Annotated in this window: 11 protein-coding genes; 3 read left to right on the top strand and 8 right to left on the bottom strand. The window is 41.5% G+C overall.

Going from position 1 to position 13,904, the window contains the following annotated elements:
- Positions 1-119: 119 nt before the first annotated feature.
- Positions 120-590 (top strand): Lrp/AsnC family transcriptional regulator, encoded by a 471-nt coding sequence (locus BMX50_RS16780; protein WP_022832833.1) that lies wholly within the window; start codon positions 120-122, stop codon positions 588-590.
- Between the two features lie 184 nt (positions 591-774).
- Here the strand turns inward: BMX50_RS16780 and ung are convergent, their stop codons facing one another.
- Positions 775-1,452 carry a uracil-DNA glycosylase gene (gene ung, locus BMX50_RS16785; protein ID WP_091211679.1) on the bottom strand — a complete coding sequence of 226 codons (678 nt, stop codon included), beginning with the start codon at positions 1,450-1,452 and terminating at the stop codon, positions 775-777.
- A gap of 72 nt (positions 1,453-1,524) precedes the next feature.
- On the opposite strand from ung, the gene BMX50_RS16790 reads away from it, so the two are divergent.
- Entirely contained in the window at positions 1,525-2,073 is a 549-nt protein-coding gene (locus BMX50_RS16790; protein WP_091211680.1) for a hypothetical protein, read from the top strand.
- A 59-nt stretch (positions 2,074-2,132) separates the two neighbouring features.
- Here BMX50_RS16790 and BMX50_RS16795 read toward each other — a convergent pair whose 3' ends face one another.
- Positions 2,133-2,351 carry a hypothetical protein gene (locus BMX50_RS16795; RefSeq protein ID WP_090527160.1) on the bottom strand — a complete coding sequence of 73 codons (219 nt, stop codon included), beginning with the start codon at positions 2,349-2,351 and terminating at the stop codon, positions 2,133-2,135.
- Positions 2,352-2,612: 261 nt separating this feature from the next.
- A complete protein-coding gene (gene lysS / locus BMX50_RS16800; protein ID WP_091211681.1) occupies positions 2,613-4,334 on the bottom strand; it encodes a lysine--tRNA ligase in 1,722 nt (573 codons plus the stop codon).
- Positions 4,335-4,548: 214 nt separating this feature from the next.
- Here lysS and BMX50_RS16805 point away from each other — a divergent pair, with 214 nt between their 5' ends.
- On the top strand, positions 4,549-5,442 hold the full coding sequence (locus BMX50_RS16805) for an SMP-30/gluconolactonase/LRE family protein (protein ID WP_091211682.1): 894 nt from the start codon (positions 4,549-4,551) through the stop codon (positions 5,440-5,442).
- A gap of 302 nt (positions 5,443-5,744) precedes the next feature.
- On the opposite strand, the gene BMX50_RS16810 is transcribed toward BMX50_RS16805, so the two are convergent.
- The 5 genes from BMX50_RS16810 to BMX50_RS16830 all read right to left on the bottom strand — a co-directional run bounded on the left by BMX50_RS16810 (position 5,745) and on the right by BMX50_RS16830 (position 13,698).
- Positions 5,745-7,193: a DNA/RNA non-specific endonuclease gene (locus tag BMX50_RS16810; RefSeq protein ID WP_091211683.1), complete on the bottom strand. Its 1,449-nt coding sequence runs from the start codon at positions 7,191-7,193 to the stop codon at positions 5,745-5,747.
- 138 nt (positions 7,194-7,331) lie between these two features.
- Entirely contained in the window at positions 7,332-8,483 is a 1,152-nt protein-coding gene (locus BMX50_RS16815; protein ID WP_091211684.1) for a hypothetical protein, read from the bottom strand.
- A gap of 20 nt (positions 8,484-8,503) precedes the next feature.
- Positions 8,504-11,452 (bottom strand): carboxypeptidase-like regulatory domain-containing protein, encoded by a 2,949-nt coding sequence (locus tag BMX50_RS16820; RefSeq protein ID WP_091211685.1) that lies wholly within the window; start codon positions 11,450-11,452, stop codon positions 8,504-8,506.
- Positions 11,453-11,612: 160 nt separating this feature from the next.
- Positions 11,613-12,803, bottom strand: coding sequence for a FecR family protein (locus tag BMX50_RS16825; RefSeq protein ID WP_091211686.1), 1,191 nt, complete (start codon positions 12,801-12,803; stop codon positions 11,613-11,615).
- Positions 12,804-13,104: 301 nt separating this feature from the next.
- Entirely contained in the window at positions 13,105-13,698 is a 594-nt protein-coding gene (locus BMX50_RS16830) for an RNA polymerase sigma-70 factor (RefSeq protein ID WP_091211687.1), read from the bottom strand.
- Positions 13,699-13,904: the final 206 nt, after the last annotated feature.

The raw sequence follows: 13,904 nt of genomic DNA on the forward strand, positions 1-13,904 counted from the left end.
TAATAAAAAATTTAGACTAATCTAAAAAAATAAACGTTAGGAAATATGTTTTCGTTGAAGTACTTTAAAGAAAAATTAAATTTTGCGAAGCGAGGAAAATACTATATTTGCATACAACTATGGCCGCCGAATTAGATAAAATAGACCTACAGATACTCAAGATTTTACAGGAAAACGGAAGGATAACCAACCTCCAGCTGTCTAACGAGATAGGGCTTTCGCCAGCACCTACCCTTGAACGCGTGCGTAAACTTGAGAACGCCGAATACATAAAAAGCTACCATGCCCTGGTAGATGAGGAGAAGTTAGGATTAGGTATCAAAACCTTTATCCAGATCTCGCTTGATTTTCATCAGAAAAACACTATTCAAACTTTTTTGGATGAGATCAAGAATATTAAGGAGGTAACCGAATGTCATCACGTAACCGGGCAGTGCGATTTTTTACTGAAGGTATACGTACGAGACATTAAATCGTACGAGCAATTGATCATGGAAAAAATCAGTCGCATCACTGTGGTAAAAACGTTCCAGACAATGATGATCATGTCAACCAGTAAGAAAGAGCCTATAGTGCCGCTGGAATACTAAGAGAGAGTCAAGACAGTAAGAAATAAGATTCAAGACTATAAGAAACAAGAGTCAAGAAGAAGGATTAGATATCTTTCATTTCTTGACTCTTTTTATTTTCAGACTTTTTTAGATCTTGCTTCTTAGCTCTTGGTGTCTCAAATCAATTCTTGACTCTTGTTTCTTATAGTCTTGACTCTAACTTCTAATGTATTTGCCAGTCAATTTCTTTTCTACCTTCCTTTTTCAGGATCTCGTTAGTTTTTGAAAATGGCTTGCTGCCGAAAAAGCCGCGATCTGCTGAGAAAGGGGAAGGGTGAGGGGAACGAATAATAAAATGTTTCTTTTCGTCGATCAAAACAGCTTTTGATTGAGCAAAGGCTCCCCAAAGTATAAATATAATTCCTTCTTTTTTGTCAGAGATGGTTTTGATCACTTCGTCGGTAAATTCTTCCCATCCTCTTTTTTGGTGCGAACCTGCATTAGCTGCCCTCACGGTCAAAGTAGCATTTAATAATAATACACCTTGTTTGGCCCATTCCTCGAGGTTGCCATGTGCGGGAGTTTTAAACCCGGGGATATCGGTTTGAAGTTCTTTGTAGATATTCATCAATGAACGGGGAATTGCAATGCCCTTTTGTACCGAAAAAGAAAGTCCATGTGCCTGGTGTGCACCATGATACGGGTCCTGGCCTAATATTACCACTTTAACATCATCGAAATGTGTGGTGTTAAAAGCATTGAAGATTTCGCTGTTTTTGGGATAAACAATTTGTCCTGATTCATGCTCTTCCTTCAAAAATTGTTTAAGTTTTATCATGTAGGGTTTATCAAATTCATGTTTTAAAACCTCGAGCCATGATGGTGGTAATGCAATCGCCATAAATATTTAGATAGAAGTTGATTAAGCGTACAAATAAACAGATATTTGCGCTAATATTAGTATCACAAAATTATGTCAAATATTGTTCGGTTAGTTATTGCTTGTGTAGTGATGGGTGCAGCGGTTGCCCTATGTGCATTCGGTTTTTGGGGATGGGGGATTTTTGTTTTGTTAATGGGCGGCATAATTTTGCTTAGCTTCTTCTTTAACGAAAACATGATCATTGCCCAGTATTTTTTACGCAAGGAAAATTCTGAGAAATCAGAAGAGTGGTTGTTGAAAATTACCGATTACGAGAAACAGCTGCATAAAAACCAGCACGGTTATTACAATTTGCTAATCGGCTTGATCGAGTCGCGCAAAGCGCCAATGAAATCGGAGAAATACTTTAAGAAAGCTTTATCGCTTGGTATGAAAATGTCGCACAATACAGCTTTGGCAAAATTAAGTCTGGCCGGTATCTCAATGGCAAAACGTAACAAGCGCGAAGCTCAAATGTATTTATCAGAAGCTTCAAAGGATGATAAGAACAAATTGCTTACCGAACAGATCAAAATGATGAAAGGCCAGTTGGCACAGATGGATAAGCAGATAGTAAGGGGCGGATATCGTCAGTTCTAAGAAAGAACAAATAGAAAAAGGAATAAAAAAATAAAAGGGACGCGAAAACCGCGTCCCTTTTATTTTTCTTCAATGGCGCTGAAATAATCAGGCGTAGCTGAATGGTTTTGATAAGGCTGAACGTAGCTGTCTGTGTATGATGAATATTCAGATTCTTCAGACGGGTTGGCCACTTCAACAAGTTTCAATAAACTCCTGATGAACGACAGGTTAAAGTTGCTCCTGTTAAGTTTAATCAGGTATTCGTTTTCGGTGATCTCCAATATTGAGTTGGTCATGATATTTGTAATATATGTTTATTACAATAATAGCTAACTCTTTTTAAATGAAAGTATTATTTTTTTTAAGCTTTTGTTAAGAAATTATAACCGCTTATTGGAGGGATTACGCTGATTGCGTTGATCTTTTTATGGGGAACCTTGATTATCCTGATTAAAGGATTTCTTGATGAGATGCAAAACTAAAATGGCCTGCTTTGCGCAGGCCATTATTAAAATATCATGGTAATCCTAAAATCCTACAAATCAAGGTTCATGTTTTTACTCAAACCAAGCCATTACCTCTTCTTTGGTTGGCATGGTAATATCCAATTTTAATTTTTTGCGCATTCCGCCAAGATCGTTAAATACTTTGTTGGGGTTAGCAGCTTTTAATTCTTCAACGGTATTATATCCCATTTTATTTAAAACAGGTACCCACTCGGCGCGTACACCGATGTTTATAAAATCATCTGCAGTGGCAACTTTAGCTTTTTTCTCAGGGCGCATCTGCGGGAAGAATAGCACTTCCTGGATGGTGCTTTGATTGGTCATCAGCATTACCAACCTGTCGATACCAATACCTAAGCCTGATGTTGGCGGCATACCATATTCAAGCGCGCGTAAAAAGTCGTCGTCCATAGCCATAGCCTCATCATCTCCGCGACCTGCAAGGATCAGTTGCTCTTCCAGGCGTTCACGCTGGTCAATTGGATCGTTAAGTTCAGAGTAAGCGTTTGCAATTTCTTTACCATTAACGAATAATTCAAAACGCTCAACCAAACCTTCTTTAGTACGGTGCTTTTTGGCAAGCGGGGTCATTTCGATAGGGTAGTCAGTAATATAAGTAGGCTGAATAAGGTGGTGCTCAACTTTCGCGCTAAAGATCTCATCGATCAGTTTGCCTTTACCCATGCTTGGGTTTACTTCTATTTTTAGCTCATTACACACATCACGTAAACCCGCTTCGTCCATAGCAGATACATCGATACCAGTATATTTCAGGATCGAATCATACATAGACAGCTTTTCGTACGGGCCTGCAAAGTTAATTTCATTGCTGCCAACCTGCACAACCGGGATGCCGTGAACTGCTCTTGCAACGGTTTCCAGGCATTCTTCAACCATGGCCATCATCCATATGTAGTCTTTATAGGCTACATAAATTTCCATAGCGGTAAACTCCGGATTGTGGGTACGGTCCATTCCCTCGTTACGGAACATTTTGCCAAACTCATAAACACCGTCAAAGCCGGCTACGATAAGCCTTTTCAAATAAAGCTCGTTGGCAATACGTAAAAACAGCGGCATATCAAGCGTGTTATGGTGTGTAGCAAACGGACGGGCCGCCGCGCCACCATGCACAGGCTGCAGGATAGGGGTTTCAACTTCCATCCATCCCTGGCCATTAAAGTAATTGCGCATGGCGCTGATCACTTTTGAGCGGTTGATAAAAATTTGTTTATAATCCGGGTTAACGGTTAAATCCACATAACGCTGACGGTAACGTAGCTCAGGGTCGGTAAAACCATCGTGAATGGTTCCGTCGTCTTCACGTTTAACAACCGGCAGTGGTTTCAACGATTTTGAAAGTACTACCAGTTCACGTACGTGAACCGAGATCTCGCCGGTTTGGGTAAGGAACACGTAGCCTTTTACGCCAACATAGTCGCCAATATCAAGTAGCTTTTTAAATACGGTGTTATATAATGTTTTGTCCTCATCCGGGCAAATATCATCGCGTTTAAGATAGATCTGTACACGACCCGTTGAATCCTGTAACTCGGCAAACGATGCACTGCCCATGATACGGCGGGTCATGATTCTGCCCGCGATTACAACATCCTGGTAGGCCTCGGGTTTATCCTTAAAATTATCAGCTATATCCTGTGCCCAGGCGTTAACATTAAAAGCTTCGGCCGGGTATGGGTTAATGCCCAATGCGCGTAGCTCCTGTAAAGATTTGCGGCGAAAGATTTCCTGTTCGGATAATGCAATACTCATGTGATGTACGGTATTTTAATAAAGGTGCAAAAGTAAGGTTTTTAAATCTATCTTTTTAATCAAACATTTGACAGATGGTAAAGAAGTACGCGTGAGTAGTAAAGCGTTAACAATCCTACAAATCCACTACTTGTATCAAATATTTTACCCCGGTAAAATTATTGGGCTAAAAAACATGTTACTTTAGCAACACCAAAAGTAACCTGTACCGTACATGAAAAAACTACCCGTTATTATATTATTCTTATCGGCACTTGGGGGCAAGGCCGTAGCTCAGGATCAAACCGATCTTTACTCGCCTGGTACTAAAGCACAACTCATCACGAAGCAATTCTCCTTTACGGAAGGGCCTGCTGTCGACAAAAAAGGCAATGTGTTTTTTACCGATCAGCCTAATAACAAGATCTGGAAATACGATACCGATGGCAAGCTTTCTGTTTTCCTGGATAGCGCAGGCCGCTCAAACGGGATGTATTTCGACAAAAAAGGAAATCTCATCAGTTGCGCCGATGCCGACGATCAGTTATGGTCTATCAGCCCTAAGGGAAAAGTAACCGTTTTGTTGAAGGATTATCAGGGGCATAAGTTTAATGGCCCTAATGATGTTTGGGTACGTCCGGATGGTGGCATTTACATCACTGATCCTTATTACCAACGCGATTACTGGACACGTAAACAGCCCGATCTCGACGGTCAGAAACTTTATTTCCTGGCTAAAGGAAAAGCACCTGCGGTAATTGTGGATGACAAATTTGTGCGCCCTAACGGCATTGTCGGTACACCAGACGGAAAAAACTTATATGTAGCCGATATCGGCGATAATAAAACCTATCGTTACGATATCAATAAAGATGGCACACTATCAAACCGCACTTTATTTATAGCGATGGGATGCGACGGTATGACTATTGATGAGCATGGCAATATTTATATGTGCGGCAAAGGTGTCACTATAGTTAATCCCAAAGGCGAAAAGATAGGCCACATCGATATTGACGAACCCTGGACTGCTAACATCTGCTTCGGCGGCAAAAACAAAGATGTATTATTTATAACAGCATCAAAGGCAGTTTACACCTTTAAAATGAATGTAAAAGGCGTAGATTGATCCTGTTTCCTAATAGTATCAGATTAGCAAATAAGCATAAATGGCAGGTGTTCAACTTTTAAAAGTGTGAACACCTGTTGATTTTCTCTGGATTTTATTAATTGATAATCAGGTATTTAGAAGTGATAAAAAATGTCTGATAAGCTGAATTGAACAACTTGTTGTTGATAGTCAGTGAGTTGTGGAAATGGATTTAAAAAAGCTGAACACCCGTTTTTAAAAAACTGAACACTCTAAAAATATCAACAAAAAAGCCGGAGGTATGTAGTACCTCCGGCTTCTCTTTTTCAAATTATTAGCTTTTAAGATCCTGAAGCGCCGGTATCAACCTTAACTTCAAGCGCTGTCCTAACCGAAGCAGGCAGGCTTGACAATAAGGTATAACCCGTTGCAGTTTCAATATCCTTAACGGTAGTGATGTATTTAGTCCAGTCAGAATTGATGGTGTTGATATTAGGGGTGTTTACAGCGATAACCCTTGTTGAAGCAGTAACCCTTGCAACGTCGCCATCTCCTTTAGGCATGATCAGGGCAACTTTCCAAACGTTGCTTGGTACATTTACGTGACCATTATTGATGGTATTGGCAGCACCATTTGAACCTGTACCTCCTGTACCATAGCTGCCCATAATGATATAAACTTCGTTTCCGGCAGCCACTTGCTCGCGCAGGTAGTTTTCAAGGTTGGCCCAGGTTTGCTGATTGTTTTGAGGAGCCTGTGGTATCATATTGGTCATCAGGAAGGTTGACGCATTTGCCCCGGTTGAGCTGGTACGGTCTGCCGACGGACAATTATGCCCCCTGTCGAACCCGCTGCCCGAGTAGCTGTTACTCTCTACCTGGTACCAGGTTGCCGGTAATCCGCTCCAGCCGGCAAAATCATCTAAACGCCCGGTTGCATTGGTTGTATTAGTTGCATCAAGGTGCCAGCTAACCCAGTTAGGCTCGCCTTTGGTGGCATTGTATGACTCTACATAATATTTTTGATCTACCAGGTAGTTATCCATAGAAGCCAATGTTGAAAGTGCATTCGAGGGGTTACCAAAAAGCAGGTTGCTGTTGTCGCCGCTGGTTGGCGGTGCGTCGGCCCCGGCGGTTACATCCCTCGGGGTTGCAGAGTTTGACGTGCCGGTAGTATCGCTGCCGCCGGTATCAGGTGTGCCAACGGTTATGCCGGGGTCGCCGGTTCCTTTAAAGGTAATATCATCAATGTCAACACGGTTGGTCGTAGTACTTTTTATCTGGAAACGTACTTTGGCAGTGGCGGTAACTTTGAATGAATCGGTTACAAGGGTAGTATTATTTTCAATGATATCGGTGCCCATTTGTGTAAAGGTTGCTCCGCCATCGGTAGACATTAACACTTGTATCGTTGATTGAGCATCTTTACCATATTTACCGTGTTTAAATGAAAATAGGGTTACGCCTTTAATATCAAAGTTCATGGTTACAATACCCGTTTTCATGCGGATTGCGTGTTTGCCATCTTTTAAATCTGCGTCGAGGTCACCAACAAGCGCGTTATTAAAATTCCAGCTTCCGGTACTTGTATTAACATCGGCAGCGGCATAAGCGGTTTTTGTTGAAGCTTCCAAATCCTCAGTAATAGTATAAGGAACGGGGGCCGGAGGGGTGGTTGTTTTCGTAGTATCGCCGGTGTTAGGCGGGGTAGGTGAGTTTTTAAGGTCTTTTGAACATCCGGCGAAGGTTAAAGCTAAACCCAGGCCAATAAGCAGGTTGTTAATTTTCATACTTGTTGTTTTTATGATAGATAAATACAAAGCACAGCCAATGCGTTTATGCTGTGCTAATTTTTTTTAACCGGAAAGATTTAGGGAGGATAGAAAACAGGCCCGGCTGATTTGCCGGGACCTGTTTAGTGTAAGATATTACGATTGAGGAACTACGAAGTTTGTTCCGTCGAATACAAAAGTTTTGCTTGCATTTGAGGTTTTACCAAAGCTGTAAACAACATAGGTAACCACAAATTTTTGATTTGGAAGGGCGATAGCTTTAAATTTTTCTGTTAATACCGCTATCATAGCAGCATTGAGATCGGCATCGCTCCAGTAAGTAGCATCGGTAGTAGCACTGATGTTGAAGTCAGGGTATTTAGCAACATTATCCCTTGCAGCTTGCGTGCCTGCGGTGGTTTGCGTGCCAATGTAAACGTAATCATCTTTAACAAGGGTATAGCTAACAGTGCTGCTTACTATCCATTTACCACCTGCACGCTCAAATGATAATGTTCGTGGAGTTGAACCGGAAACCCAGTTACTGCCATCAAATGCAAAGGCAGTTACTTTTTGAAAATCGGTAGTGCCATCATAGTAGTTATAGCTTACGTATTGAATATCGCCAATCTGGGCAGTTGCAGATATGCTTAAGTCGGCTTTTAATAATGCACTTATATAAGTGTTAACACTGCTCACATTATCGGTAGCAACAAACTCGTTATGATTTGAACGACCGACTGACGCATACTGAGCAGGCGACAAAAGATAGATCTGCTGCCAGGCACTATTTAAATACATGTATCCAAATGTTTGTACAGATACACTGCCCGAGTAGTAATTGAAAGTCAGTACGGCCAATTGGTTCTCCTTAGGCGATGATGTTTTAGGACCGTAAGGCAACCATGAAAGTATTTGTGCTGCCGTAAAATCGGTGAATTTGTTGCCCGGTAACAACAAATAATCAGCGTTGGTTAGCGTATATGCTACGTTTTTGTAAACGCTGTCTGCAACTTTAACCTGTGGTGTGCCCACGTTAAAAGTTACATCGGCCGTTGAGCCATCGTCAACACGCGGATATTCAGTGGCTAACAGGCCTGGAATACTTTGCTTGGCATCGTCTTCTGATTGGAAAACGCCGTTTTTATAGCCATATGATGAAGTGTCAAGCTTTTTATAATCGGCAGTAACCATTGTTTGCGTTAGCTTGGCTTTGTGCAAAGGCATAGTATTAGGAATAACCGGTTGTTTTTGGCAGGCCGATAATGCAAGGGCTGCCAGTACCAGTATATTAGATATCTTTTTCATTTGGGATAAATAAAATCTTATTAAAATTTAATTTTTAAACTGGTTACAAACGTTCTGCCTAAGCCATAGTAAACCAACACATTGTTTACGTTACCGGTTAGGTTACCGTCATAAGAGTCGGCTATGTATTTGGAGTTAAGCAGATTGTTTACGTTGCCTATCAATACCGCATCCAAACCTGCAATTTTAAACCTGAATACACCATTCAGGTTCCAGATGGAGTAGTTTGGTATTTTATAAGGGTGCATATCCGGCTGACCAGCATTGGCAAAGTTGAACTGTGAGTAATAATTGCCATAATAAAAATAATTACCTCCAATGCTCAGGTCTGGCAACACATCAATGTCGGCACCTAAGGCTGCAGTAGTTTGCGCAGCATCGCCTACTTTAATATCCTTCAGGTAAACTTTGTTAACTGTTTTTACGGCTTGTTGCTGTGAGTTATAAACGGTAGATGGTCCTGCATCATTGGTGTAGTGCCAATCGCCGTATGATAACATACCGTTAATGGTGATTTGCTTGATCGGCTTCAATTTCATTTCAAGCTCAAGGCCCTGGTGAAGCTCATCAACACCTGCAACGTTCACTGTATAAAGTTGATTGGTAGCCTGATCAAAGTAAGCGGTAGCAAAAGACTCATCATTATACGATGTTCTGTATGCATTTAATTTGGCACTGAAATGAGCCAGTTTAAGCCCGTAACCTAACTCATAGCTCAGCAGTTTTTCAGATACAGAACTTGGATTGATATTGTTGGTGAACTTTTGGAATATGTTATCGAAATAAGGCGGTTTGGTCATGTAACCAACGTTTGCAAAAACGTTCATTGCCTCATTGATGTTATAGTTTGCGCCTGCTTTAGCCTGGTAGTTAAAGAAGTTAACGTATTTGCTGGTTTGGTTTGGATCACTATTAAGATAGTTGTAAAAGTCTGTCCTCCTGTTGGCTGTTTCTGAACCCGTTAAGGTAACAAATACCGAAAAATCTTTTTTTGAGTATTCGGCCTGTGCAAATGCAGCACCTGAAAGGATTTTGTCTTTATTATAATAGTCAATTTTATCACCTACCACTGCGCGATGTTCCGGGTTATTGATATCGCCGGAACGGCTACCTATAGCACTATTGCCTGTGTATGGGTCATAAACATAGTCAGCACCTAAAAGGTCGGTAACTGTTTCGTAATGCGTACCATCATATGATCTCAAATCAACACCGGTTGAAAGGTTAATTGATTTCCCTAATTCGGTACGATAAGTACTTCTGATACCATACCAGGTATGGTTGTTATGTGAAGAGTAGAAGTAAGTACTTGCAGAGCCATCCGGGTTAGCAAAGTTTGCTTTTTCGGCAGCTGTATAATCATATGGCGAATACAGGTTGCTCACCCTTGGTGCATCACCCTGGATACCGCCACCACCACCGGTGCCGTAAGTAGCATATAAAACGGTTGAAAGGCTTGAACTTCCATTAATATTCCATTCATGATTTAATGAGAATAATGGCTTGCTGAAGTTGTTGTTATACGGGTTGATCTGCTTGCCATCCTTTACACCTAATTCATAGTTCCACCGGATCCCTTGAGGGGCGTTTTGCCAGTCGGCTATCGATTCATCCGGGCGCTGACCATGCGTTTGAGTAGCACCCATTAACGATAGTGATAACGATTGGTTTGACGAAAGTTGTTTTGAAACGTTAAAGAAGTAGTTATAACCTAAAAAGTTTAAACCATCGGCGTTGCCACGGCCTTGAGTCCTGCTGCCCTGAAATGTAGCTGCCCAGCCATTTTTATCTAAACCGGTTGATAGCAATACAGAGGTTTTTTCATAGCCATCGCTGCCGATACCTTGTGAAATAAAGCCACCTTTATCCATATCGGTGCTGCGGGTGGTGATGTTGATGGTACCACCAAACGAAGGCACAATAATTTTATTTGCACCCAAGCCACGCTGTACCTGTATTGAAGTGGCAACATCAGTTAATCCTGAAAAATCCGACCAGAAAATTGATCCGTTTTCCATATCGTTAACCGGGATACCGTTGATGGTTTGTGCTACGTTGCCATTTTTTGAACGGCTGCTAAAACCACGAATGTTTACACGCGAATCGCCATAACCACCATCGCCTTGCGTAGCCATTACGCCCGGTACCACGCTTAATAATTGAGGGATATCCTGGTTGCCCAGTTTTTCTTCAATAAAACGCTGGTTTATAGTAGTAACTGCAACCGGGGTTTTACGATCGATAGCTACGTCGCCGGTTACTACAACCTCTTTCATTGAACTTGAGCTTGATTTAAGTTCGATTTCACCAAGATTGGTAGTGCCTGAAAGTGTAATTTCTTTGGTGATGTAACCGATGTATGAAATTACAAGTACAGTACCGTCGCCATTTTCAAGGTTTAATTTAAAAGTACCGTTAAGGCTGGTTGACGTAGCTTTGCCGCCACCTTTAACACCTACCGAAGCTCCGATGAGAGGCTCTTTGGTAACAGCGTCAACAATTTTTCCGGTATATAACGAAGCCGGGGCGTTTGCCGAATTAGTAGTCGCCTGTGTGGTTTTTTCTTTTACTACAATGGTATGCCCCACAATAGCATAGGTAACCGGCTGGCCTTTAAACACCCTGTCAAGCACTTTTGTTAAAGCTTCGTTTTTTACATTTAACGATACCTTGTTGCTGCCGGTAAGTAGTTCGGTTTGCATGAAAATGTCGTAGCCACTTTGCTGCTCAATTTTGTTCAGTACTGCCTGGAGGCTGCTGTTCTTTTCGGCTAAAGTGATGTTTTGGCTGAAACTTTTAGCGCTGAGATGCATGCAGACTGCAAATAACAGAACGGCGATAAGTTTTATCCGCATAATAAATTTTCTTTTTGTATCCGGGCCTATCCGGAAAAAACCTTTTGTAGCGTTTTTGAATTTATTTACCCGGCCATCGTTGTGTACAGGCACAGGAAATGTAGAAAAATCCATATTTTTGTTTTGGGTTGATTAGTTTAAAAAGTATTTAGTCGATATGATTTGGATTATGTTAGCCCCAAAATATAGCCGGAAGTGGTTGCAACACTTTCGGTTTTTTTATGGGCCAACTTTTAGTAAACCGGCCTTGCCGTTTACCACATATTGGATTTTGTTATGATTTTACTATAATCTTCCTCCCGTTAATTGTGAAGTTTAAGCCGCTTGTTTTAAGGATCTCAAATATTTTTGACACAGGTACATTGCGCGATATGCGCCCCATGTAGTGTTTTTGCGCTGTTTTACCCTGGTATTCTACATCCACATCATACCAGCGGGATAGCTGGCGCATAATGGTTTGCAGATCGGTATTACTGAAAACAAATTTTCCGTTTTTCCAGGCCACCGCCTCGTCAATATTGGCGTTCGCATTGATACTGATATAGCTTAAGCTGTTGACTGCCTGTTCACCGGGTTTTATTTTAACCGACTGTCCCGTATTGCCGGTAACTCTTACGCTGCCTTCAAGCAGGGTTGTTTTTGTTACACCTTCATCTGTATAGCTGTTAATATTAAAATGCGTACCCAAAACGGTAACCGTTTGGTTGGCAGTTTTTACATTGAATGGTTTTGAAGGATCTTTGCTTACCTCAAAATAAGCCTCGCCGGTAAGTTCAACCCTGCGCTCGTTGCCGGTGAAGGCGGTTGGATATTTTATTGATGATGCAGCATTTAACCAAACTCTTGTACCATCGGGTAAAACAACCTGATATTGGCCGCCACGTGGGGTAGCCAGCATATTCATAGCAATGGCTTCGGCAGGAGCGGGGGCTGTTGGACTTTGGGCGTTATCAGTAGCTTCATAAACTACCTTGCCGTTTTCATCTTCTTTAATTACTGCATGTTGCTGACTCGCAATTTGGCCGTGTTTGGCGCTGTCCAAAACTATAGTTGAGCCATCGGCCAATGTAAGCACAGCTTTGTTTGTTCCCGGTGGGATATCCTTATGCTGATTAGCCAGTGTTTGTGGCTGATCTATAGTGCGGTGTTTGTTTAGGGTGATGGTTAATGCCGCCAGTAAAAGCACGGCTGCGGCGTATCCAACCCACCGCAGCTTGTTAGTTTTGCGTTTAAACCCCGTGCTTTTAGTAATATTATGCCATGCATTAGCTTTATCATTTGCAGAAAAGGTTTCCAGCTCATTGTTGAGCAGGTGTTCATCAGTTAACTTTTTGAATAATTCCTGGTTGCGGGCGTCTGCCAGAAGCCATTGGTCAAGCTGGAGTTTTTCCTGATGGTTCAGCTCATTTCGCATATGTTTTGCGATTAGCTGGCCCAGGTCAAAGTATGAGTCGTAATTATTCATTTTTCCTTTTCGTACATAAAGACACCTTCAGTTTGAAAGTGGATAAAGCGAGGTGAAGATTTTTTTGATATTGTAAAAAAACGTCATTGCGAGGAACGAAGCAATCGCGAACTATGCAGAGACACTTGCTTGGCCGCTCTATAAGTAGGGGATTGCTTCGTACCTCGCAATGACGGGATGGAGAAGGGTTTGCTTTTCCGAAGCAATTTCGGAACAAGCTGTACCTCTCAATGAAGCTTGGTCTTTTGATTTGTTCTTATTTGTTTTTGTTAAATAATGTAGACTTTAATGGGAGAAAAGATTACCGCTTAAAAAAGCTCAAACCAAGCGCTACAAAAGCAGTAAACATTTCGGGCGAAAGTTTTACGCGCATCAGTTCAAGGGCGCGTTGCTTTTGTTTTTTGACGGTATTTACAGACATATCCAGTCCATCGGCAATTTCCTGGTTTTTTTTGCCATCAAAATAGCCCATTATAGATATGGTGCGGTGGCTTTCGGGCAGAGAATGTAATGCGGCGTGAATTTCGGCTACAGCTTCGGCCGTGATGATGGCTTCAATTATCGGCGCTTCTTCCGGTTCTTTATTGCCTTGATACTGAACATATGCTTCAACAACTTTACTGTGCCGTATAATATTTAGGCTCGCGTTGCGGACTGTACTGTACAGGAAGTTTTTGATGGCGATCTTATCCTGTATTACGCTTTCACGCTGGTTCCAGTATTTAATGAAAGCATCCTGTACAATGTCTTCGGCCTGGTCTTTATCTTTTATCAGCTGGAGGGAGAAGTATACCAGCCTGTCATAATACTCTTTGAAGAGAACATCCAGATCAACATTATCTGCTGAAGTGGTAGCGTTATTTTTTTGCCCAAAAATTCCCTTTACAATGCTCATTTGTTTTTCTGGCAGAAATAAAACCTGAACCCAACGAAACAGCACCTTTTGTGCCGATAAAAACTTAATTCAAAATTGAACTTTATGTGTTCAATTTAGGTTAAATCAATGTTAATAAATGAGTTTTAGACGGTAACTTTTCAGTTGCACAGCGGTGCCGTAAATTGAATTTATTAGAATGGTTTTGGTTTTTAACGTGCTGATTT

It is taken from the genome of Mucilaginibacter gossypiicola, from assembly GCF_900110105.1.
Lineage (GTDB): Bacteria > Bacteroidota > Bacteroidia > Sphingobacteriales > Sphingobacteriaceae > Mucilaginibacter > Mucilaginibacter gossypiicola.

Excerpts from the sequence above, each read along its gene's own strand:
- lysS (WP_091211681.1), bottom strand. The coding sequence starts at position 4,334 with ATGAGTATTGCATTATCCGAACAGGAAATCTTTCGCCGCAAATCTTTA.
- BMX50_RS16825 (WP_091211686.1), bottom strand. The coding sequence starts at position 12,803 with ATGAATAATTACGACTCATACTTTGACCTGGGCCAGCTAATCGCAAAA.
- BMX50_RS16780 (WP_022832833.1), top strand. The coding sequence starts at position 120 with ATGGCCGCCGAATTAGATAAAATAGACCTACAGATACTCAAGATTTTA.
- BMX50_RS16820 (WP_091211685.1), bottom strand. The coding sequence starts at position 11,452 with ATGGATTTTTCTACATTTCCTGTGCCTGTACACAACGATGGCCGGGTA.
- ung (WP_091211679.1), bottom strand. The coding sequence starts at position 1,452 with ATGGCGATTGCATTACCACCATCATGGCTCGAGGTTTTAAAACATGAA.
- BMX50_RS16830 (WP_091211687.1), bottom strand. The coding sequence starts at position 13,698 with ATGAGCATTGTAAAGGGAATTTTTGGGCAAAAAAATAACGCTACCACT.
- BMX50_RS16805 (WP_091211682.1), top strand. The coding sequence starts at position 4,549 with ATGAAAAAACTACCCGTTATTATATTATTCTTATCGGCACTTGGGGGC.
- BMX50_RS16810 (WP_091211683.1), bottom strand. The coding sequence starts at position 7,193 with ATGAAAATTAACAACCTGCTTATTGGCCTGGGTTTAGCTTTAACCTTC.
- BMX50_RS16790 (WP_091211680.1), top strand. The coding sequence starts at position 1,525 with ATGTCAAATATTGTTCGGTTAGTTATTGCTTGTGTAGTGATGGGTGCA.
- BMX50_RS16795 (WP_090527160.1), bottom strand. The coding sequence starts at position 2,351 with ATGACCAACTCAATATTGGAGATCACCGAAAACGAATACCTGATTAAA.
- BMX50_RS16815 (WP_091211684.1), bottom strand. The coding sequence starts at position 8,483 with ATGAAAAAGATATCTAATATACTGGTACTGGCAGCCCTTGCATTATCG.